The organism is Chloroflexota bacterium, assembly GCA_026710945.1.
GTDB lineage: Bacteria > Chloroflexota > UBA11872 > VXOZ01 > VXOZ01 > VXOZ01.
This window is the reverse complement of record JAPOQA010000046.1, coordinates 26,023-47,995: the sequence shown is the minus strand read 5'-3', so window position 1 is coordinate 47,995 and position 21,973 is coordinate 26,023. Positions and strand designations below refer to the sequence as shown.

The window sequence follows — 21,973 nt, the reverse complement described above, 5'->3', positions numbered from 1 at the left end:
TCTACCCAAGAGTGAATTTGGATCTTGTCTCGTGACTTGTATCTCTGTGTCTTCAATCCAGCCTTGTGCGTTGCAGCGAGTTTCTGCGGATCCAATAGCCCAACGCTGTGCCGCCGTGTACCCTTCGACTGTGCTCAGGGCGAACGGCTGGGGTCTCTCTCGATAGTCGTCAAGGACAGTCAGCTTAGTCCCCCTGTTCCGTTTGTGCTGAGCCTGCCCAGTGCCGTTTGTCCGGCTCCATGCCGTTCGTGCGGTACATCCCTAGCCCGCTGCTGTGCCGCCGTTTACCCTTCGACTGTGCTCAGGGCGAACGGCTAGAGTCTCTCTCGATTGTCGTCAAGGACAGTCGGCTTAGTCCCCTTGTTCCGCTTGTGCTGAGCCTGCCCGGCCTGAGCCTGTCGAAGGGTCGAAGCACTCTTGGCGCGTGCCTATATCAACAAACGGGGGTAAAGTCTCTCACAACCTACATCCAAGCAATGGTTCGCCGTGACATCGGGAAAGTCACCCTAATTCCCCAACCCCTGCAGCAGCGCCCGCACGTAGCCCACCGAGTAGGCAACGTATTGATGTCCATTCGCCGTGTCGCCGGTCAACCGCATCACGTGGTCGAAGTCAATGGCACCTTGGTAGTGTACCCCATGCAGTGCCTCCACGACTTGCTGCATGTGCATGTCGCCCTCATCCAAGAAGACCTCGCTGTAGCTGCCGTCTACCGGCAGCCTGCCGCGCACGTTGCGGAAGTGCACGTGGACGACTTTGCCCTGCCCGCCGAAGTGGCGGATTCCCTCAAAGATGCTCTCGCCTGATTCGTAGCGCGTGCCGACGCAAAACGTCATGGTGTTGTGCGGGCTGGGAACCTCGCTGAAGAGGCGGTCGAAGTCGGCAAAGCGGCAGAGGATCTGCGGATTGCCGTAGAGTTCATACAGCGGCGGATCGTTGCCGTGCATCGCGACGTTTATGTTTGCGCCTTCAGCCACAGGTATTAGTTGCTTGTAGGTGGTGAGAAGATTTTCCCAGAGCTGGTCGGCGGTAACGGTGAAGCGCGGGGCGGTTTGCCCTGCCTCTTCATCCGCGAGGTCGAAGTGGTAGTAGCGGTAGCCGCCGCGGCCCTCCGGCCAGGAGCGCCCGGTTGTGGTGCTGCCCCCGGCATTGGCGGCTTGAAAGCACTGGACGCCCATCACGGGCACGTCCACCTCACCCAGCAACTCCGCCATGGTGCAAAGGTGTTCGCGCTGCCGGGCCGCGTTAGGGCCGCCGATAAGGGCATCGAGGTGGTGAGAATTGGTGGCATTGGCACGCTCGATGCGCAGACCGGCCGTGGCAAAGCGCGTCACGATGTCGTGCAATCCTTCCCGCGTAAAGCACCCGGTCTCGTCGTATCCTGGCACCATCCCAAGTTCGATATCGATACAGTCCACTCCGATCTGCTGCAGGAAGCGCAGGTAATCGTCTCCGCCACTCTTTAGCGACTGCCGGTTCGCGCGTACACCGATCTTCATGGCGATTGCTCCTTTGCTCATCTCAAGCTCTAGTGAGAATCTCTCTGCCGCTGTGTATTGCTTTCACTGAATGCCCTTGTATGCTACATGGTATTGCTCATGCTGACACTGTGCAGGCGTCGTATGCCGTCCATGTGCACTGGTTCCGTAAGGGAAACGCGCGACAGTCCATCATCCCGGCGCAAGCCGGAATCCCGACAATTGGGGAAGCATCAAAGGCAGGCCGCCAAGACTTATCTAGACCTAACGCCAATCATCCCCAAGTTAAGATGATAGGTGCTCCGCAATTGACCCCGTATTCTCGCGTTTGCCGCGCTATCCCGCCGCCTGCTCCGCCGGTCTCCGCTTGATGAGCACGAGCGCCGTCAGCGCCGCGAAAACCGACACAGCGCCGGAGAGAATGAACGCACCGCCCAGACCGAGCAGGTCGGCCACCGCGCCCGCCGTCATAGGGCCGACGAACATGCCGATGGCGTATACGGCTTGGAAGACGCCCATGGCGGTGGCGCGGTCTTCGCTGGAAATCTCACGAATGCTCAGCCCCATGAGCAAGGGATAGACAATGCCGCGCCCGATGCCGTTGATGCCCTGGGAGGCCGCGAGGAGCGGTATGTCTTGAATTAGCGGCACCACAAACGTGGTAGCGGCCATGATCATCATGCCGGTGAAGACTGCCCAATTGTCGCCGAGGCGTTGGGCAAAGCGGTGGTTGACGAGTGACGCCAGCGTATACGGCACCAGCGAGACCACGCCGATGATGCCCAGCGTAAACTTGCTTGCCCCCAGGTCGTCGGCGTAGACGGGCACAAAGCTGAACGTCGTCGCCCAGAAGGCGTAATGGTTCAGCGCCGTCACCGAGGCCACGATGATGAGCGCCGGATGGGTCATGATGCGCCAAATCTGCCGGAGGGTTGGCGGTTTGCGCGTAACGCGCTTTTCCTTGATCGGGACGGTCGAGATCAGACCGATGACGGCCAGGCCGGCGCCGGCGTAGAACGTGGCTACCATGCCCAAGGATTCGGCGATTTGGCCGCCGGCAAGATTCACCACGATCAGCGAGACGCCATTAATCGCCGACATGATGCCCATGGCCTTGGGTGCCTCGTCGGCCGGAAAGTAGCTGGCATAAAGCACCGTAAACGCCACCCAGGTGGCAGCGCTGATGCCCAACACGCCGCGAAACACGGCCAAATACGTGGCGGTAGGCGCGAGCGCCAAGCCCAAGCAGCCGACGATGTTGAAGAAATGTCCCGCGTAGAGAAACGGCAGCCGCCGGCCCCAGCGGTCGGATAGTATGCCCAGCGGTATGCGGAGCACCATTTGGACCAGGCCGTAGGTGCCAACCACGATGCCGATGAGCGTAAACGTCGCTCCCAGCGACTCTGCATAAACCGAGAGGATCGGCGAGTAGATGTACAGCGCGCCCCAGTAGAGAAACGTGCCGACATAGAATGCCCAGATGGTCAGCCGATCAGGCTGAGCAGGGGAGTCGGTTGATGTCTCTTGCTGAGTTGCTGCCACGGGGTAGAATCTTGCTCTAGTGGGTAGGGGCACGATATATCGTGCCCCTACGATTGAATTGTCTCAATGCGTACCCAACGATTCTTTGGTTCGAACTGCTGGATTCTCAATATCCAAATCCCATTTCGCTGGATTGTTGGCAATGTATTTGCGCACTTCTTCGAGTTCCCTTTCGTCGCGAATTACCCGCTCATAGTACCCTCGCTGCCAAACCTTGAAATCCCCATGTTCCCTAATGCTGCGCGCGTACCTTGTGACCGCCGCCTTAAAGGTCCGAATTACTGTTGGCAGCGATCCCGCAACTGGCTGAGAAAACTGCTCTTTTCCGGCTTCGCTAGGTGAATCGATTCCCACCGTACCACTCAACGCCTCAGTAGGGGCACGATATATCGTGCCCCTACCGGTGTCGGTAAATAGGAGAATGCCGTGCAGGTGATTAGGCATCACGCAGAATTGGTCGAGCCTTACGTGGGGAAAGTGAGCAGGTATATTCTCCCAGCAATCTTCAATGATGAGTCCAAGGTCGTTGAGCGAAACGTCTCCACCGCGCACCTTGCCCCATACATCCCTCCAGTCGTTCGCACAGACCGTCACAAAGTACGCTCCTGGTTGCGCATAATCGAATTCTTTCAAGCGAACGGACCGTCGCTTAGGTCGTCGAGTAGAGTCAGCCACCATTCCCCCAAGCAAGTTTCTCTTTCAAGCATTTCAACCTGAGTCTGTCGCAGTCGTAGGGGCACGATATATCGTGCCCCTACGACTGCGGTTCATTCTCTATTCTGTTTCAATTCATCCTTGCAAAATCCGTGCGCCCTCCAAACCGAAGCGCACGAAAGTATAGTCGTCCGTCCAGTTGAGCCAATCGGAGAACGTGGCTGGCGAGACTGCCAGGATTTCGCCGTCGCGGTGGTGGTGTGGGCCCAGCAAGTTGTGGAGCGTGCCTATCAGCTCCAGTTCCAAGGTGTTTTCGCCCGCGACCAAATGAGATGAAATGTCCAGTTCGTGGGGCCGCCAGACGATTGTGCCGGCCTCTTGGCCGTTTACGCGCACGATCGTCACCGTAGCGTCCAGCCCATCGAGCGCGAGTGCCGCGGCATCTCCTTTTTCGGATACCTCCACCTGCTGGCTGAGTCGCACGCGGCCGGCATAGAAGGGCAGTCCCTGAGGCGTAAGGTCGCCCGACTGCGCTTGAGTCGGAGCCGGGACGAGCCTGAACGCATTGCCATTCTGTTCAACCCCAAAGTCGCCAATCACGTAGCAGGCTTCAATCTCCATGTCGAGACTCGTGACGCCCTCCAACGTGATCGTGTTCGCCCCCGGTTGGGCGAGCGCGCCGATGGGAATGCGCCGGAAGGTCGAATCGAGCCAATAGCCGTCACTGGCATCATGCGCGACCGCCGTGCCGTTCACCGCGATGCGAAATTCATCCGGACGTTCCACCACCAGCGTGAGTTCGTGCCCCGCCGCAAGACCGGATTCAAAGGTGTACCGCACGGAGAACGGCACGCCGCTGCCGGTTATGCGTACGTGTTCCAGAGTGCCGGCTTTCCGCAAATTCTCCAGGGCTTTCAGGTGGGGTACGGGCTCCTGCCAGTCGCCGTCGGCAACGCGATACGCGCAGTAGTCAAGCGTGAGCGCATTTGGATCCAGCAATTCCACGTCCCAGGTATCGCCCACAGCGACTGATTGGGTAAAGTCCGGCGCGGGCGCCGCCTCGGCGGCGGGGCCGTGCGCAGCGTTGACGAGCAGGTATGAACCCACCGGAGCGAACGGCAGCGTAACGGCGCCGTTTGAAGCCCCATTCCGTGCCGGCAGCGGTTCAATCTCGCCGGTCGCGGCGTCCCAGAGCTGCCAATTGCCACCGTTCGGCAGGTGCACGGTGTAGTCGCCGCCTTCATCTTGGCTCGTGTTTGCCAAGAAGAGAGTCTGGTCCCCGCCGTTGCGCCGCAGGTTGTACCAGACGTGCGGCACTGTGCTGCCGTCCCCATTGGTCACCCGTACCGGTCGTGCCAGGTGCGGCTCCAGCGTCGCGGCCAGGGGTGCGTCGCCGAGCGATAGTGTGTCGCACGCGGCAATCAGCGCATCCACGGACTCGTCGCGTTCGCCTTCGATAAGCGTCGGCTTCTCATCACAGAAGAACACAACGCCGCCAGCAGCCCTGAAGGCCTGCAGCAACGCCACCGTAGAACCTGCCAGCGTAATGCTCGGTGGCACGATGACGACGCGGTAGCGCATTTGACCGACGACGAGGCAGTCGTCTTCCACGCGGGCGTGCCGTGCCATGATTGATTCATCGCCAAAGTGAAAGTCGAAGTGTTCCTCCAGGAGCCGCGTGGAAAGCGCGACCCATGGATCGTTAATTGCTCGCGCTGATTGGGGATTTTGCGGGCGATAGACGGACCACGCACTGCCTATGGGGTGCACGACGAGGAGGTCTACCACACGCTCCCCTTGACTGAGCGCATAGGACAGCCGGGCGTAGTAGTCGTCGATCAAGGCATTGTGCGGCCACCACGGTTGCTGGTAGAAGATGTCCGGCGGATAGTCCCGCTTGCGCGCGCCGCGCAACGTATACGACGACAGGTGCGGGTTGAGGAAATTGATGCCCAGTACGCACTGCCAGTCGCCGATCCACTTGCGGCCTTCAAACGAGAGGTTTTGCCCGGAGCAGCCGTAGGTCTCGGAAAGCGCCCGCTCTTTGCCAAGCTGGCAGACCACGCTATCCAATTGCTTGGGTGTGACGAGGTCCGCAATGTTGCGGCGCAGGTGGTCTATGCCGGGGTAGTGCATATATTCATAGTGGGGCATCACCGCGCCCGAGACCGGTACTTGCTGCTGTAGCGAATCTTCGTAGAGATAGTGCCCGGTGAGCTTCAGGTTGTGAGCGTCGCACCAGTCGTAAATCTGCTTCGAGAACGCCTCGACGAACTGCTCCGTGATGGCGCGCCAGTAGTGGTAGCGCACTTTGCGATAATCACCGACTTCATAGAAGAGCGACGGCAGATGCGGAATCAGGTCATAGCCAAACTTCCCCGCGAATATCTCGGCAAACCCCTTAGTCCAGGGTACGGAAATCTCCGGGTGCTCCTGGTGGAAGGAGCAGTAATTCGGCTCATCGGTAAAGATGCCGGGAACCACTGAACCGAAATCGTCGCCAAGGACGTCGCGATAGGCGACATAGGTGTTGTCGATGAACTCACCCACGGCGTCAACGCTGAGCTGGTCGCTGTACGCAGCGCCATTGAACCAGGGGCTCCCGAGCGGCGCGATCCATTCGTGAAACTGCAGGTACGTGAGATGGGCGTCGTCCTGCTGCGCGTCCACCTGCCGCACGTCGGTGAGCGCGCCGTTGCTGAGGTTGCCCGCAAACACCGCCACGCTCTCGGGATAGGTGTCATAGCGATTGAACACCCGGAGGGCGAGCACCCGCATGCGGTAGTCGGGGTTTTTGAGCGCGGTCATGCCGCCGGCGAAGCCGCTGGGCCACTTGTCTTCATCGTAGAGCCAGGCGTGCATGCCGCGCTTGCGGGCTTCCTCCACGCACGTGCGAATGCGGTCCATCCACTCCGGCGTCATGTAGGGCGTCTCGAGGCCCAGCCGCGAGTGCATGAAGAAGCCGCCCCACCCGGCCTTCTCCATCTCGTCGATCTGCCGCACCAACTCGTCGTCCTCCAACCAGTCGTTCCACGACCAGAACGGCACAGCGCGATACTCGACACCGGGATGCTTAAATGTCTCTCTATCCATTAGAGGAGCCTCCAAACGGATTGCACAGGCAGCGTTTCAACGCATCTTTAGGGTGCATTGTACGCATCAATGATAGCGAGAGACAAGCGGCATACACCGAAGAGAGGACTATGCGACCCCGAGTGTGGCGTGAAAGCGGTGGCCGAGCAAGACACGAATGGAGAATGAAAACTGGTAGGCGCAGATTCAGCAAGGAGCGTGGTTCAGACGGCTACGCTACCCGCAAGTTCCCGTGACCAAAGCGCCTTAATCTTATCAGCCAACGTCTTGAAGTCGGTGTAGGCATCCCTGGCAGCGGTGGCGTGAGCGCCGCGAGCGCCATCCGCAGGTGCGAGCTTGAAGATTGGCTTGCGTGATTCCTGTGCCATGGGAACAAGGCTCCGGTAATGCTTGACAGTAGCAAGAGAATTCTCGTCATCCTCTGGTGTGCCCGGGTAAGTACCGTTCTCATTGCCCAAAAGACTCTCCGCGTATTCCTCTGGCATCCGGTTGATCCACTTATCATACGCTTGTACTGGACGACTCAGACGGACTCCATGTTGCTGTACTACATAGCCGATCGGTTGCATACGTCCTTTGGGCATCGGGAGGTCTGAGACCGGGTTGCGGTCGCTACGATCGCTCCACTCAGCCCGCCAAGTTCGGAGTGTCGGGCCTAGATTTCGTAGACCCTGAAGGGAATATAAGTCGGCAGCTAGCGGTACGACTACGAAATCTGTAGCTACCAGCACTGCTCGGTTCAATGCACCCAGGTTAGGGCCTACGTCTACAAGCACGATTTCTGCATCACTTTCTGCTGCTGCTTTCTGCAGAATGCGCCACAATGCCGAGATAACGCGGAAAGCACGAGGTTGGCGATCAAGACAAGCCGGCCATTGGCTCGACAACTCACCCTCGGCAGAGGACAGTTTAAGATCCCCCACGACGAGAGCTAATCCTTGACCAGGCTGCTCAAGGCAGGGTGGCGTAACGTCACCGGTACCATCTAAGAGCGGCTGCAGAGCTCCATAGATTGTCTTTTCTGGCGAACTCTTGAGCCAAAATGCCTCCAGACGCTCCTCCGCAAGAAACATGCTAGTAAGGTTCGCTTGCGGGTCAAGGTCTGCCGCTACAACACGTACACCCAATTCAGCGTACATCCACGCCAAGTGATAAACGAGGGAGGTCTTGCCAACCCCGCCTTTGTTGTTGAAGAAGGTGAGAACAGGGACGCTCATCTCAGATCACTTTCTAAACCTTATGTCCTGGTATCGTAACCAGTACGTTATATTGATCAACGTCGAACTGAATCTCAGGGTGCCCCGCTTCACTTAGCAATTTCCTTGCCAAAGGGATACCCAGTCCAAAATGCTGCACAAAGCCCAGCGTTCGCATGGCTTCCGCAAGGTTAGGGTTACGGTATGCAGTAAAGCCCGGAGAGCCAAAGCTTCCCTCGTTTACCGAGCCAAACGTGCCCCCGGGACTGATAATCTCTATGCGATCATCATACCAATACACTCGAATTGGTGCGTTATTACCCTCGTACGAACGATGCATTACAGCATTGCGAGCAATTTGCTGTATTGCTTCGATTGGATAGGTGCTTGTCCGTTTTTCGATGGGTCCGGACGTAAAGTCAACTGAAGTCCGGTTATGCCCTCGAAGCTTGTCCTCCAACCGGCTAATGACGTCCGTAATTGTGCCGCTGAATGCCTCTTCGTCGGCGATGGGGTCCGTCGGATCCGAGCCGTCGAATCTCAAGAATTGAACATATGCCCCGGGCAGGTAATCCAGAGTCCGTCTTCCTAATACGAGCAGGCCTAGTACCGTGGGTAAAGGCTCATTAGAAGTAGCGACCATTTTTGCAGCAGCCAACTGCTCTTCAATACTGCGCTCATTGGCATCCAATACCTCTCGAGCAAAGGCTTGAGGAAGGTATTCATTCATAAACTGAGTCAGATGGAGATCACTTAGCGAGGCAGACGGAATAGGCTGAATATCGAACGGAATATCTCCATAGCGGCGCTTCTCGGTGAGAATGCGTTCGTCCTGCGCTGTTGCGATTCCGCGTCGCGAGCCGATGCGGACGTGCACACGACCACTGTAGCGAACCGGCGGTGAATCGGATGGCTGGACCGTGACGATGGCCACATCCTTGCCGCCAATTGAGCGTCTCTCAACCGTCAGCGAGGGCGGCGGTAAGGTCTTACCGTCGGTCTTCATGTCCGCCAGTTGCCGGAGCAACTCGTCCGTGACCGATAGACTTGACGGGACGCCATCATCCTCAACACCGACAAAGACATAGCCGGGTAATCGATGGTTGGGCAGATCATTGGCAAAGGCGCAGATGGCTTCACGGGTCCGGTTGGGCGCATCGCCACCCAACGACTGCTTGAACTCGACGCGGTCCGATTCCCCTTCACGCAATAGCTGCATCCAGGCATCGCTATCCAGGTCTCTCAATCCACATCTCTCCACTGTTGAATCAAGCGGTCACGAACACGTACGATGCAGGCTACGTGCTCGTGATGCGGTAGATCGTGCCGTTACGGATGATCACATACACTTCACCGTCGGCGTCCTCGCCGAAAGAGGTGATTTCCGATGGCGCGACGAATAGCACGGTGCGCAGCCAGGCGCCGTCGGCCTGGGGTGTCAGGGTCCAGACGATGCCGGAACAGTAGTCGCCAAAGATATAGTTGCCCGCGAGCGCCGGGAGCTGCTGGCCGCGATACATGTAGCCGCCGGTAACGGAACAGCCCTCGTTGCGGCCGTATTCCGCAATCGGAAAGACCATCTCTCTACGGACCATGCCCTCCGTACTGCGGTTGCCGTAGGGCTGGCTGCCCTCAAACCGGTTCCAGCCGTAGTTCTCGCCGCCCGGACTGGCAGCCGGTTGGAAACTCACCTCTTCCAGCTTGTTTTGCCCCACGTCGGCCATAAAGAGATCGCCGGTATCGCGGTCGAACGAGAATCGCCAGACGTTGCGCAGTCCCCATGCCCAGATCTCCGCTCGCACCCCCTCACGTCCGACGAATGGATTGTCCGCCGGCACGGCGTAGCCGCCGCCTGTGCGCACGTCGATACGGAGCAACGTGCCAAGCAACGTTCCCAGGTCTTGTCCGCTGTCTAACGGGTCGCCGCCGGAGCCGCCGTCACCCAGGGCGACGTAGAGATAGCCGTCGGGGCCGAACTTGATCAAGCCGCCGTTGTGATTCCCATAGGGTTGCTCCACGCGCAGGAGCACTTCTTCGCTATCGGGATCGGCCGCGTCGGGATTGTCGGCAGAAACGCGATAGCGCGCGACCACCGTATCTCCCCGGTTGTCCGTGTAGTAGACGTAGAAAATGCCGTTCGCCGCATATTCCGGATCGAATGCCATGCTCAAGAGGCCCTGCTCATTGGCACTGGAGCCGACGCGCGAGTCTATATCGAGAAACAGCGGCTCCTGCCGTCGACCGTCTTTGAGAATTGCGATCGTGCCGTTCTGCTCTACGATGAAGAGCCGTCCGCCGGCGTCGCCGGGCGCATAGGTGAGGTAGAGCGGACGCTTGAATCCCGTACCTACGGTCTCCAGGCCATAAGCGCCTTCTGCCGGCGGCATTGGCGTGCGAACGGAGGGAACGGGAGCCGCCGTTGGGACGACCGCTGCGGTTGGCTGCGGCACTGCAGTTGCAGGAATTTGTGTCGGTAAGGCCGTGGCGACGGCCGACGTAGTGGCTGGTGGCTCCGGCTCGTCGCCGCCGCACGAGCTGATGAGAGTGGCGCCAAGGACGACCAGCAGCGAGAGTAGCCCCAGCTTCAAAGCTGCCAGCCTCCAATTCGGGAGATGCGCTTCTGCGCTTTTGTTCATGCGGCTTCCTTTCCTGCAACCCAGCACCTAGCCCAAGACGACGGTTGTTTTCTTGCACCATAGAAGCAGGGAAACAAGCACCCGCGCTACGGCTTGCTGACGAGAATTAGGTTTGGTTCGACAGGAGATCGTTGACTTTGCGCCAGCGGCCGGGAAGGCAGAACGTGCGCATGTGTCCATCTGCTTGTCGTCCGATTCAGCACTCGAATAACGGACGCACGACCCCCAATCACCGCTCCTCATCTTCCATGATACACTGGGTAGCGCTGCCGCGGCGGCGGCCGGTTGTGCCGGTCTCATAATGCGTAGAGAGGCTCAGACCCTCGATGTCCGAAGCCGAGCCGGAAAGAACCCATCCATTTCCACCAGGCTACGTCCAGCGGTGCCGGGCGGCGCGCAGAGAATTGTCTGGGCAGTGGACGCCGACCGTCGGCGATTGGGTGATGCAGGATGACGCGGTAAGCCTGCTCGATGATGGCGCCGCGAAACGCGGAAGTGAACTCGTAACCGACCGCACCGTTTGCTGGCTGCCCCGCCTCGATCAGCTGCTTGCAATGCTGAACGCGGTCTCGCCCCACACCGTGCTAGATTGCTATCAGGGCGACTTTGCCTGCATCTGCTTTGACGAAGTGAGCCGCCGCATCGCCGACGTGGTAGCGGAAACGCCTGAACTGGCCTGCTTGCAGGCGTACCTGTTCATTCGTGCTGAGCTCGCGGCGCAGGAGAATCCCTGGGAATTGTAAGTGTTGAGTAATTTGTTGACAGAATTCGCTTTCCCGTAGAAAGCGCTACAAGGCCTTGTCATTCCGAGCGTAGCGTCGAACCCTGTTCGCGGAATCTAGGGTCCCTGCTTAACACACTTTCACGGCCTCAGCACTCTAGATTCCGCGCTAAGAGCGACACTCCGCTACGCTCCGTTCGGAATGACATGTATGTAGGCAAGCACAGAGTTCTGCTCCCATGTTTCTTCTACCAAATCTGTCAACGAATTACCTGACATTTACGGGAATAACCTCTATTTGAAGCCGGACAGAAGCAATGCGGGGGCATCCTCTTGGGAGACCTTGGCGCATTTCCGGACGGCGGAGCGAGAAATACTCCCTCTAACCAGAAGGCCGTCCCTATAAATGCATCGCTCCGGGTAGACTTGCCCTTCGACCCATCGACAGGCTCAGGACGGGCTTGCCGAAGGATCGAAGCACGATCTCGCCTATCGAGTCGACTTATGAGACCGCCTCCCGGGGAGAGGGGGTAACACACTTTCCTCAGGGGCTAGTTACGCGAAGGTCACCGATGAGAGAGTTGGAGTGTTACGATCCTCGCCCCAACGACTACGTCGAGCGCGGCGCTAACTAAAGTTCATCCCGCGCCCGCGGGGAACCCATCCGCCCATTGATTAGGTGGATTTCCCAGAGCGGGGGACAAGCCACCGAACTGCACGAGGTTTGAACGAAGGATGCCGAATTCGAATCTCAATAGTATTGCAGGCTCTCACTTAGAGGTCCTTCACCCCCACCGCAATCTTTGTCGGCAGACCCCAGAGATTCTCTCTTTCGCTGTGAGTTAGCTGGAAACCGGCCTCTTTGAGCGCCTGCTCCACGTAGATGGGCCGGCAGTCTATGAGCTGCGGCAGGCGTTGGTGCAGCCATTCATACACCCGCACCATCAGCGAAATGCCGTCCTCTCGCGATAAGCTGACCACGCCCAGCCTGCCGTTCGGCTTCAGCACCCGCCTGATCTCGCCGAGCACGATTGGGATTTCGGGCGTATCGAACAGTTCCAGGGTGAAACTCATGAAGACGGCATCGAGGGTCTCATCTGCATACGGCAGATGTGCCGCGTCGCCGCAATGCAATGCCACTCTCTTCGACATTCCAGTCCGGTCCAGCCGCCGTTGGCTGACCTCACGCATGCCGGCGGAGAGGTCCACGCCGTGCACGCGGCCATTGGCGCCCACGGCTTGAGCGATCTGCACCAGACTGTGTCCCGTACCGAAGCCGATCTCCAAGGCAGTCTCGCCCGTTGCTATGCCCAGCCGCTCCAACGCTTGATCGCGCAGTCGTTTTTCAAAGGCGCCGGCAAAGAGGTCGTACGAGCGGCTCATCCTGTCGTAGCTTGCCCGTGCCTGCGCCTTGGTTCTGGGTACCGGTAGCATCACATAGCTTTCTGATTTGAGACAGCGCCCCTAATGTCATAGGTGCACGTATGTGTGTAGAGTATGCCATGCAGGTGGGCCGTCCCGCCGTGTTATCCATCTCTTGGCGGCTTTCCCCGCAAAACCCGGCCAAACTACCGGTGAGGGAAAACATGCATGGCAGACTGCCGTAGTGCCTGCCTTTCCCCATAGGGCCGGAGCACTGCGGCGCAGCCGCTCTTCTTTGCGGCGAAGAGCGCTTCTCAGGATTTCCCCTCGGCCGGCGCAGTCGGAGCCGTTGCACCCGATTCAATGCGTTGCTCCTGCTCGATCATGATCTTGAGCGCGGTGTATATCAGGATGTCGAGCGAAAAGCCCCAAAGCGCCGAGAGTTCCGATTCCAAGAACGTAAACACCTGTGTCACGAAGATGCTCACCAGCACGCTGCGCACAAACCAGTGGTAGGCGGCAAGTCGCGAACGTCTTAACTGAAGGATGCCAATGAGCGTCAGCAAACCGGTAACCGCCACAGAGCAAAGGGTGGCAGTGCCTGTGAACCCTAGCTGCATCTCGTCGAACCCGCCGGCAAGAAGCCCGGCCGCACCAATGAGCAGCACTATGGCAATCTGTACAACGGCAAACAACAGGAAGAATCCAATGAGCACCGGCCTGAACTACCGCGACAGCACCACCCGGCTGTAGAGACGCACGGCGTAGTCCCGCACCCGAAAGTAGAAGCCCATGTCCGGTACGGGCTGCGGTTCGATAGTCCGCACAAACCTGGTTAGCCCTTGGACAATTGGGTCGGACGTATCGGACTTCGCCAGCAAATCAAGGGTTGTGCGCTTGGTATCGGCGTCGAGCGGTCTGCCGGCGGCCAACTCCAATTGGTTGAAGGCGTTCGCCAGCGCCTCCGTCGGTCCCGGCTCCTGCCGTCGAAAGGCTTCGAGCACCAGAAAGATCGCGATGAAAATAATGTAGATCAGGCCGATGGTGGGCTCGTAGAAATAGTCGTTGTCGCTGGTGATGAATTTGCCCAACTCATCGATGAACGTGCCGAACCCTATGCCGCCCAAGATTGCGGCCAGCCGTTGGGCCACCCGGCCCAACGCGGCAAATAGCAGGAGCAGGGCCACGGTCATGAACAGGCCGCCCCAGAGCATGTGCGCAATGTGCAGTCCATCGCCGCCCAACTGCGGATAGCCGGTGGCGGCAAGGGCGCCTCGGATTGCCAACACCGACGCGATGCCCGCGACGAGAAAGAGCTCGATGAGTTCCGGGGCGTCGCTATTGCGAACGAAGAAGTGTCTGAGTTGCACGACTTCTCCTGACGTTCACTCCGCCCTCGCCGCTAGGTGCGGGACCAGTGTGGACACGGCAGTCCTCGCCAACGGAGGGAGGCGGCGCGCTGCAACTGAGCCGGATACTCTTCACCAATTACTGAATGCATCTCCTTGCAACCCTACCAGAAAACTTCGTCCCCTTACGCCCCCGCTGCCGCTGGCAGGCGCTTCGAAATCGCGTTGTAGTGTTGCCCAGGGCATCGTGGCGGCGTATGCTAGAAAACGAGAAGTAGGCGCGCCTGGCAGCAAAACGAGCAATAGGATTTCCCCCGATGAGTCCCACAAAAGCCAAGATGCCGGCCGATTCGCTTGTCCTCATAGACGGACACTCCATCGTCCATCGGGCGTTCTTCGCGGTGCCGAAAGAGTTTGCGAGCGCTTCCGGCGAGCCGACCAATGCGGTCTTTGGCTTCACGAACACATTGCTCTACGTGATCAATATGATCAAGCCGAAGTACGTCGTCGTGGCCTTTGATCTGCCGGGTCCCACTTTTCGCCACGAGCAGTTCGCCGAATACAAAGCGACGCGTCCGGAAGGCGATCCGCTGCTCTATCAGCAGATGGACCGGGTGCGGCAGGTGGTGGATACATTCAGCATTCCCATCTTCGCGGTGGAGGGCTATGAGGCTGATGACGTGCTCGGCACCCTTTCGCGCCAGGCGGCGGAGCAGGAGATTCCCACCTTTATCGTGACCGGCGACACCGACGCCTACCAGCTTGTAGACGACGTGGTGCACTTGCTCGTGCCCCGGCCCCGCACCGGCGAGCTGGCAGAGGTCGGCCCCGCGGAGGTAGCGGCGCGCTTTGAAGGACTCACCCCCGCACAAGTCATCGACTATAAGGCCCTGGTGGGCGATACTTCCGATAACGTGCCGGGCGTGCGCGGCATCGGCAAGAAGACCGCCGGAACGCTCCTGCAGAAGTACGGTGATATCGAAGGTATCCTTAGCAATGTCCATGAGCTGCCCACGCGCCAACAGAAGGCGCTGGCGGCGGACAGGGAGCAGCTTGCGCAGAGTCGCGGGTTGGTGACGATTGTGCGGGACGTGGACATTGCGCTCGATCCCGGGGCTAGCGAATTGGGGGATTACGATCGGGAGCAAGTGCTCGCCTTGTTCCAAGAGTTGAGTTTTCGTTCATTGCTCGATCGCCTGCCAAAACCGGCCGGGGCGCCGGAGCAGAGCGCGCTCTTTGGCGAGACCAAGACTGACACACAGGCTCAGGTTCTGAGCGAGTCCGGCGCCATAGAGCAACTGTGCGCCGCGCTGCGTGACGTCGGTGAAGTTGCCGTGACGCCAGTCCTAGACCCCGATCCACCCGCCTGGCCCCGGCTGCTTGGTCTCGCACTTGCGTGGGGTGACAGCGAAGCCGCATACGTTGACGTGGCCGATGCTTCTGCGCTTCAGGCCGTCAGGCCCGTGCTCGACGACACGAATGTGCCTAAGGTCGTATTCGATGCCAAGACTTTGAGTTTGGCTTTGCTGGCTCAAGGCATCTTCCTGTCCGGTGTCGTCTTCGATTGCCACCTGGCCGGCTATCTGGCTAACGTCACCGGCACGCGCTCCACCGCGCTTAAGCACGTGGTCTTTGACGTACTCGGAGCGACGATGGAGAGCGTGGACGACTTGCGCGACCGCAAGAAAGCGCTGGCCGGCGCCGATCCCGCTGCCTTGGCGCAGACAGCCGCGCATGAAGCAGAAGTGCTGTTGGCTCTCCGCGCTGCCCTGAGCAAAGTCCTCGATGAACGGAGCGTGCGCAAGCTGCATGATGAGCTTGAGTTGCCGTTGGCCACCGTGATTGCGCACATGGAGTTTGCAGGCATCGCCGTGGACGTGGACCTGCTCCAGCGGCTTACAGAAGACATGGCAGGGCGCATCGAGAAGATCACGGGCGAGATATATGAGGATGTCGGGCATGAATTCAAAATCAACTCGCCCAAGATACTCGGCGATATCCTCGTCAACGAGCTTGGCATCGAGTTGACCAAGAAAACGAAGACCGGGTTTTCCACCGATTCCTCGATCCTGGAAGCGCTTCGGGAGGCACATCCCGTAATTGGGCACGTACTTGAATACCGCCAGCTTACGAAGCTCAAGTCCACCTATCTCGACGCGCTGCCGACCAAGGTGAATCCGCAGACGCACCGCATCCACACGTCATTCGAGCAGACCGGCGCGGCCACCGGGCGGCTCTCGTCAAACGATCCCAACCTGCAGAACATTCCCATCCGCACCGACGAGGGGCGCAAGATTCGCAAGGCGTTCGTCGCGGGCGCCCCCAATCACGTGTTGCTGGCCGCCGACTATTCGCAGATCGACCTGCGCGTGCTGGCGCACCTGAGCCAAGATGAGGAGCTTTGCAAGGCGTTTCGCAACGAGGAGGACATTCACTCCTTCACTGCCAGCCAGCTCTTCGACGTGGCGATGGACGACGTTACCGCTGCCATGCGGCGCACGGCGAAGACCGTGAACTTCGGCATCATCTACGGCGTGACCGCTCACGGGCTGGAGCAACGTACCGACCTTGACTTCAAGGCAGCGGCGGACTTCATCGAGAATTACCTAAACACCTATGCCGGTGTGCGGTTGTACATGGATAAGACGAAGCAGTTCGCACATGAACACGGCTACGTGGAGACGGTCTTGGGACGCCGCCGCTACATACGGGAGTTGCAGGCATCGAATTTCAACGTGCGCCAGGCCGCTGAGCGGATGGCCATCAACATGCCCGTGCAGGGCACGTCCGCCGACATCATCAAAGTAGCCATGCTGCACGTGGCCGAGCAACTGGCGGCAACCGGACTGCCGGTGCGCATGCTGCTGCAGGTGCACGATGAGCTTGTCTTTGAGTGCGATGAGGCCGTTTTAGATGCGAGCGCCGATCTGGTGGTGCCGCTCATGGAGAATGCCGTCGCACTGGCCGTGCCGGTTAAGGTGGATGCGAAGGTAGGGGCGAGCTGGGATGAAATGGAGCCGCTGGGGTGAACATTCTCATTACTTCCGCCGCTTCCGCGTTGGCCGCAGACCTGGCGGCAGCGTTCGCAAGTGAGCATAACGTACGCCTGACCGATGTCGGGGACGTGTCAACTCCATTCCCTTTTGTGCGCTGCGACCTCGGTCACGCTGCGGCAACCGACCGGCTGGTGGAAGATGTGGACGTGCTCATCCATCTGGCCGATTGCTTTTCAACGTACGCTGATGATGCAACTGGCAATGCAGCAGACTCAGCGAACCGGCTGATCGACTATCAGACCCGCTGCACCTATAACCTCTTGCTCGCCGCCAGCGAGGCCGGCGTGCCTCGGTGCATCTACGCCAGCAGCCTGAGCCTGTTTACGGGTTGTGAAGAGGATTGGGCCGTCGACGAACAGTGGCGGCCCCGGCCTTCCCCGGAGCCGACGATATTGGCGCAGCACCTAGGTGAATTCACCTGCCGCGAATTCGCGCGGGAAGGACGCCTTGCCATTACCTGCCTGCGCTTGGGGAAACTGGAACATTCAGACGACGCTGACGCGCAGCCGGATGATCCGCTGTGGCTGGCTCGTGCTGACGCCGTGCACGCTTTCCAGTGCGCGTTGGCAGCGCCGCCGGAACCGTGGGCGGTCTACCACATTCAGTCCGCATTCCCGGAGGCGCGCTTCAGCACGGACAAGGCGCGGGCTGCGCTCGGCTATGCTCCACGCCAGCGCCACGCGGGGGAAGCATCATGAACGTCTTGATTCTCGGCGGTGCGGCGCGTCTCGGACCCTACGTCATTCGTGCGCTCGAAGGAGAACATACGCTGTGCGTCACGGACATTATTCCAGTGGACACACCCCATGAGTTTCGGCCCGTGGATATTGGCTCACCGGAAGAGGTGCTCCGCGCGGCGGAGGGCATGGACGCCATCGTCAACTGTTCAGTGGTGCGGCCCGACCGCCAGGTGGCTTTCGACGTGAATACACGCGGCTGCTACAACATGATGCGTGCCGCCGTCGCTCATGGCATCCCGCGCGTGCTCAATACCGGCCCGCACTTTACGATCGAGGGCGATACCTACACGACCTTTGACTATGAGATCAGCCCCGACGTGCCGCCGCATCCCAGCACCAATCTCTACGCGCTCAGCAAAGGGCTGGGACAGGAGATCTGCAAGGTCTTCACGGAGAACCACAACGTCCACGTGCTCTGCTTCCTCTTCTTCAGCTTTCGTGACCACGACGCGCCGGAACCGGGCAGCAACCACCCCTTCGCCATCACGTGGCGCGACGCGGCGCAGGCCATTCGCCTGGGTCTCACGGTAGACCTGGCAACGCTCCCCTCCCGCTGCGAGGTCTTCAACATCCACGCCGACCTGCCGCACCAGCGGTATTCCAACGAAAAGAACGAGCGACTCCTCGGCTTCACGCCACAGGACCGGTTGGAAGCAACATGGCGACGGCGATAGAGGTCATTTCGGCGGCGCTTGCCAAAGTAATTGAATTGAAAGACGCGGTTGACCACGGAGCTGTCACTCCGGCGCAAACCGGAGTCCAGGGGGGTGTAGCCGGGGACCACCTTCGCTCTCAGGCTGCTACAGCCATCCGGCCAGCCAGGCGCTGATTTCCCCGGCCAGTTCTTCCAGACTCTCGCCGCGGCTCGTCTTGGAAACTTCCATGGTCCAGGGACCCGCGTAGCCGATTGCGGCGAACGCCTGCCGGATTGCGGCCCAGTCATAGGAGTTGAGGGCCGGCGAGTGGTGATCGACGTCGCCGTTGGGCGAGTCGAGGTCGTGGATGTGCGTGCCGCAGAGGCGTTCTCCGGCAGCGCGAATCTCGTCCGCCGGATCGCGCCTGACCTTGCCGGCGTGTCCTAGGTCGATGATGAGACCCACCGCATCACTGGGGTAGGGAGCTACGACCTCGCGCAGTTCTTCCATGTTATTGAGCGGCATGTCCGGATACGGCAGGTTCTCCAACGTCACGCGCACCCCTGCTTCTTCGATGACGGGCAGCAGGGCGTCCAGAGAGCCCTGAATGCCATCACGCAACCGCTGCGGCAGTGCCGGGTCGTCAGTGTCGGGAACATAATCCGGATTTGGAATGGGATGAATGACCATCTCCGTGAGGCCAAGACTGCCGGCCAGCCGCAGGTATCCGCTCAGCACGGCAACGCTCTCCCGTCGCCACTCGTCATCCAACGCGGCCAGGATGCTGCGGCCCGACGGCGCGTGCATCGTCCGCGCGTGCACCGCATGCCCCGCAAAGAGCTCCAGGAGACGGCGCTCTTCTGCAGCATCCGACCCATGGACGTGGGGCTCCCGCACGTTGAGTTCCACCTGAGGAAAGCCCACCGCGGCAATGGCGTCAAGAGCGGCAGGCAGTTCGCGGTCTCGAAAGAGCGCCGTGGAGCAGCTTGTGTTCGTCATTTCAGATCCTTTGAGGTTTTCTCCCGAATTTCCGTTCGCCGCACGTAGGGGCACGATATATCGTGCCCCTACAACACCTGTTCAATACCGTAAGACGCCGCTTCGCCCTCGCCACTCATCCGGGACACCTGGGCGCAGGTTGCAAACCTGCGGTACCGGAGCGGGACAACCTTCATACACAGTTTATCGCCCCGGCGGGTTGTAGCGGCACGACATGTCGTGCCCGTACGTTTACCTCTCAAGAAGCCGTGGACGCAGGTTACAAACCTGCGCTACCGGAGCGGGACAACCTACATCCACAGTCATCCGCACCGGCGGGTTGTAGCGGCACGACACGTCGTGCCCGTGTGTTTGTTTCTCTAACAACTGCGGACGCAGGTTGCAAACCTGCGCTACCGGAGTGCAGGGTCCGCCATACTCCGCAACTCGATCTTGATGGCCTAGACTATTGCACCGCTGTGCTATCCGTAGCGCTCTTCGGTCCAGGGGTCGCCGCGCATGTGGTAGCCGCGCTGTTCCCAGAAACCGGGCGCGTCGGCGTTCACGAATTCCAAGCCGCGCAGCCATTTGGCGCTCTTCCAAAAATAGAGGTGGGGCACCATCAAGCGCAGCGGCCAGCCGTGGTCGTGCGCGAGATTCTCGCCGTTGTGCTTGTACGCCAGCAGCACGTCGTCGCGAAGGAAGTCCGCCAAGGGCAGATTGGCGGTGTAGCCTTGTTCGGCGTGGGCGATGACGTGGGTGGCGCTGGGCGATATCTGGGCTTGTTCGGCTACATGCAGAGCCGGCACGCCCTCGAACACATTATCGAGCAAGCTCCACGTGGTAACGCAGTGGATGTCGCAGAGCACCTTCTTGGTAGGCAGATCCATAAAGGTCTCGTAGTCCCAAGTGAGCGGGTTCTCCACCAGGCCGACGATGCGAAGGTCCCATCTGGCGGGATCGAAACGGGGCGTGGAGCCGTACGTGAGCACCGGCCAGCCGCGGGTTATCCACTGGCCCGGCGGCACGCGCGATTGGTCAGTGGGCCGGGCGTCGAGCGCGTCTGCAGCTTCTTCGCGCACGCTCTCCGGCATTACCGCGTCGTCGCCTGACTGTCTGCCAAAACTTGAAAGGAATCGTCCGAGTTCCATCGTAGTTCTCCCTACTTTCCACACCTGCCCAAAGTCCAATCCGCATCTGCCGCTTGATCAGGTTCTTACGCTGAAGTATGCGCCTCAATGGCCGCTATTTTGGCAATAGCCGCCAAGCTAAAAGACGCAATCCAATCGAGCGCACCTACCCTATGCCGAGATCCAATCCCCGGTAGCGCAGGTTTGTAACCTGCGGAGCACGGAGTAAGAGCCTAAACCGAAATATGATCAGCGCGATACCGTAGTGCTTCATCATCGGCTCGTGCCGGATACAGCCACTCTCACTTCCCAGATTAGCATAGCTGCTGGGGAGCTTGTGCGCGCTCAGCCGCACACCTGGCGGAAGACACGCAGGTGGTTGAGGCCCAGCATTTTGCGCAGGTCGTCTTCCTGCCAGCCGCGGGCCAGCAAGCCCTCGGTGATCTGCGGCACCACGGTGGCGTCTTTCAGCACGTCGCCGCCGCCATCGAAGTCCGAGCCCAGGCCGACGCAGTCGGTGCCGGCTACCTGTGCGATGTGGTCGAAGTGATCGAGCAGCCGGTCCAGCGTGCGCTTGCTTTCGTCGGCATCCACGAACGCGGGCACGTACGTCACGCCGACCACGCCGCCGTTGTCTGCCACGGCGCGAATTTGGTCGTCGGTGAGGTTGCGCGGATGCTCGCACAGGGCGCGGCAGGCGTTGTGGGAGCCGATGATGGGTGCGTTCGTCACGTCCATCACATCCCAGAAGCCCTGATCGCTGATGTGGGAGATGTCCACAATCATGCCGAGTTCGTTCATGGAGCGCACCAGATCGCGCCCAAAGTGCGTCAGGCCGCCGCCGGTCACGTTTTCAAACGCCCCGTCGGCGGCATGGGCGCGGTAACTCCACGTGAGCGTCATAGAGCGCACGCCAAGCCGTTGGAGCACCGGCAGCACCCAGAGGCTGCGCTCCAAGACCTCGGAATTCTCGATGGTGAGCACGGCGGCGATCCGGCCGCTCGCCGCGATGGCTTCAATCTCTTCCGCCGTGGTCGCAATGGCAATCTGATCGGCATGGGCGTCCACCTCGGCGAGAAACCAGCCAAAGGCATCCATGGCGTAGAGCAGGTGATTGCCCCAGGCGCGGGTGACGTCCACCGCGCAGTAAACAACGTCTATGCCGCCCGCGCGGAGCTTCGGGATGTTTACCTGCATCTCGCGCCCGCCGGGCATGAGCGAACCCCGCAGGAACGTCACCACGCTCTCGGGCTCCGAGCGCGCCGGTGCATCCGGACCGGCAATGCTTTCCCCTTTGCGTAGCAGATAGGCGACGATAGCGTCGTTGTGGGAGTCGATAACGAGGGACGAGTTGTGCAACTGAGAGGCTGTAGATTCGGTAGTCATGCTTGCTCCTTATGAAC

The 21,973-nt window shown here is 59.8% G+C and carries 17 protein-coding genes; 4 read left to right on the top strand and 13 right to left on the bottom strand.

Features of this window, described 5'->3' with window-relative positions:
- Nucleotides 1-506: 506 nt before the first annotated feature.
- The 7 genes from OXE05_09340 to OXE05_09310 all read right to left on the bottom strand — a co-directional run bounded on the left by OXE05_09340 (nt 507) and on the right by OXE05_09310 (nt 10,599).
- Nucleotides 507-1,499 (bottom strand): mannonate dehydratase, encoded by a 993-nt coding sequence (locus tag OXE05_09340; GenBank protein ID MCY4437519.1) that lies wholly within the window; start codon nt 1,497-1,499, stop codon nt 507-509.
- Between the two features lie 315 nt (nt 1,500-1,814).
- Nucleotides 1,815-3,020, bottom strand: coding sequence for an MFS transporter (locus tag OXE05_09335; protein MCY4437518.1), 1,206 nt, complete (start codon nt 3,018-3,020; stop codon nt 1,815-1,817).
- A gap of 63 nt (nt 3,021-3,083) precedes the next feature.
- Complete coding sequence (locus OXE05_09330) at nt 3,084-3,614, bottom strand: transposase (protein ID MCY4437517.1); 531 nt, start codon at nt 3,612-3,614, stop codon at nt 3,084-3,086.
- A gap of 195 nt (nt 3,615-3,809) precedes the next feature.
- The gene (locus OXE05_09325; GenBank protein MCY4437516.1) at nt 3,810-6,767 is read right to left on the bottom strand and encodes a glycosyl hydrolase; all 2,958 of its coding nucleotides are present in this window, start codon (nt 6,765-6,767) and stop codon (nt 3,810-3,812) included.
- Nucleotides 6,768-6,970: 203 nt separating this feature from the next.
- A complete protein-coding gene (locus OXE05_09320; GenBank protein MCY4437515.1) occupies nt 6,971-7,984 on the bottom strand; it encodes an AAA family ATPase in 1,014 nt (337 codons plus the stop codon).
- A 13-nt stretch (nt 7,985-7,997) separates the two neighbouring features.
- Nucleotides 7,998-9,209 (bottom strand): putative DNA binding domain-containing protein, encoded by a 1,212-nt coding sequence (locus tag OXE05_09315; GenBank protein ID MCY4437514.1) that lies wholly within the window; start codon nt 9,207-9,209, stop codon nt 7,998-8,000.
- A 52-nt stretch (nt 9,210-9,261) separates the two neighbouring features.
- A complete protein-coding gene (locus OXE05_09310; GenBank protein MCY4437513.1) occupies nt 9,262-10,599 on the bottom strand; it encodes a PQQ-dependent sugar dehydrogenase in 1,338 nt (445 codons plus the stop codon).
- A gap of 326 nt (nt 10,600-10,925) precedes the next feature.
- On the opposite strand from OXE05_09310, the gene OXE05_09305 reads away from it, so the two are divergent.
- Nucleotides 10,926-11,342, top strand: coding sequence for a hypothetical protein (locus OXE05_09305; GenBank protein ID MCY4437512.1), 417 nt, complete (start codon nt 10,926-10,928; stop codon nt 11,340-11,342).
- A gap of 752 nt (nt 11,343-12,094) precedes the next feature.
- Here the strand turns inward: OXE05_09305 and OXE05_09300 are convergent.
- The 3 genes from OXE05_09300 to OXE05_09290 form a co-directional block, all read right to left on the bottom strand.
- Nucleotides 12,095-12,754 (bottom strand): methyltransferase domain-containing protein, encoded by a 660-nt coding sequence (locus OXE05_09300; protein MCY4437511.1) that lies wholly within the window; start codon nt 12,752-12,754, stop codon nt 12,095-12,097.
- 242 nt (nt 12,755-12,996) lie between these two features.
- On the bottom strand, nt 12,997-13,398 hold the full coding sequence (locus OXE05_09295; protein ID MCY4437510.1) for a hypothetical protein: 402 nt from the start codon (nt 13,396-13,398) through the stop codon (nt 12,997-12,999).
- A gap of 9 nt (nt 13,399-13,407) precedes the next feature.
- On the bottom strand, nt 13,408-14,052 hold the full coding sequence (locus tag OXE05_09290; protein MCY4437509.1) for a hypothetical protein: 645 nt from the start codon (nt 14,050-14,052) through the stop codon (nt 13,408-13,410).
- A gap of 296 nt (nt 14,053-14,348) precedes the next feature.
- On the opposite strand from OXE05_09290, the gene polA reads away from it, so the two are divergent.
- From polA to OXE05_09275, 3 genes are read left to right on the top strand one after another with little or no spacing between them, the layout of a single operon-like run.
- Nucleotides 14,349-17,060, top strand: a complete 2,712-nt coding sequence (polA, locus tag OXE05_09285; GenBank protein ID MCY4437508.1) for a DNA polymerase I — start codon at nt 14,349-14,351, stop codon at nt 17,058-17,060.
- Entirely contained in the window at nt 17,057-17,785 is a 729-nt protein-coding gene (locus OXE05_09280) for an NAD(P)-dependent oxidoreductase (protein MCY4437507.1), read from the top strand. The genes polA and OXE05_09280 overlap by 4 nt, the downstream gene beginning before the upstream one ends.
- Complete coding sequence (locus tag OXE05_09275; GenBank protein ID MCY4437506.1) at nt 17,782-18,501, top strand: NAD(P)-dependent oxidoreductase; 720 nt, start codon at nt 17,782-17,784, stop codon at nt 18,499-18,501. The genes OXE05_09280 and OXE05_09275 overlap by 4 nt, the downstream gene beginning before the upstream one ends.
- Before the next feature lie 126 nt (nt 18,502-18,627).
- Here the strand turns inward: OXE05_09275 and OXE05_09270 are convergent, their stop codons facing one another.
- The 3 genes from OXE05_09270 to OXE05_09260 all read right to left on the bottom strand — a co-directional run bounded on the left by OXE05_09270 (nt 18,628) and on the right by OXE05_09260 (nt 21,956).
- Entirely contained in the window at nt 18,628-19,461 is an 834-nt protein-coding gene (locus tag OXE05_09270) for a sugar phosphate isomerase/epimerase (protein ID MCY4437505.1), read from the bottom strand.
- A gap of 461 nt (nt 19,462-19,922) precedes the next feature.
- Nucleotides 19,923-20,591 carry a sulfite oxidase-like oxidoreductase gene (locus OXE05_09265; protein MCY4437504.1) on the bottom strand — a complete coding sequence of 223 codons (669 nt, stop codon included), beginning with the start codon at nt 20,589-20,591 and terminating at the stop codon, nt 19,923-19,925.
- A 324-nt stretch (nt 20,592-20,915) separates the two neighbouring features.
- Entirely contained in the window at nt 20,916-21,956 is a 1,041-nt protein-coding gene (locus tag OXE05_09260) for a dipeptidase (GenBank protein ID MCY4437503.1), read from the bottom strand.
- Nucleotides 21,957-21,973 lie beyond the last annotated feature (17 nt).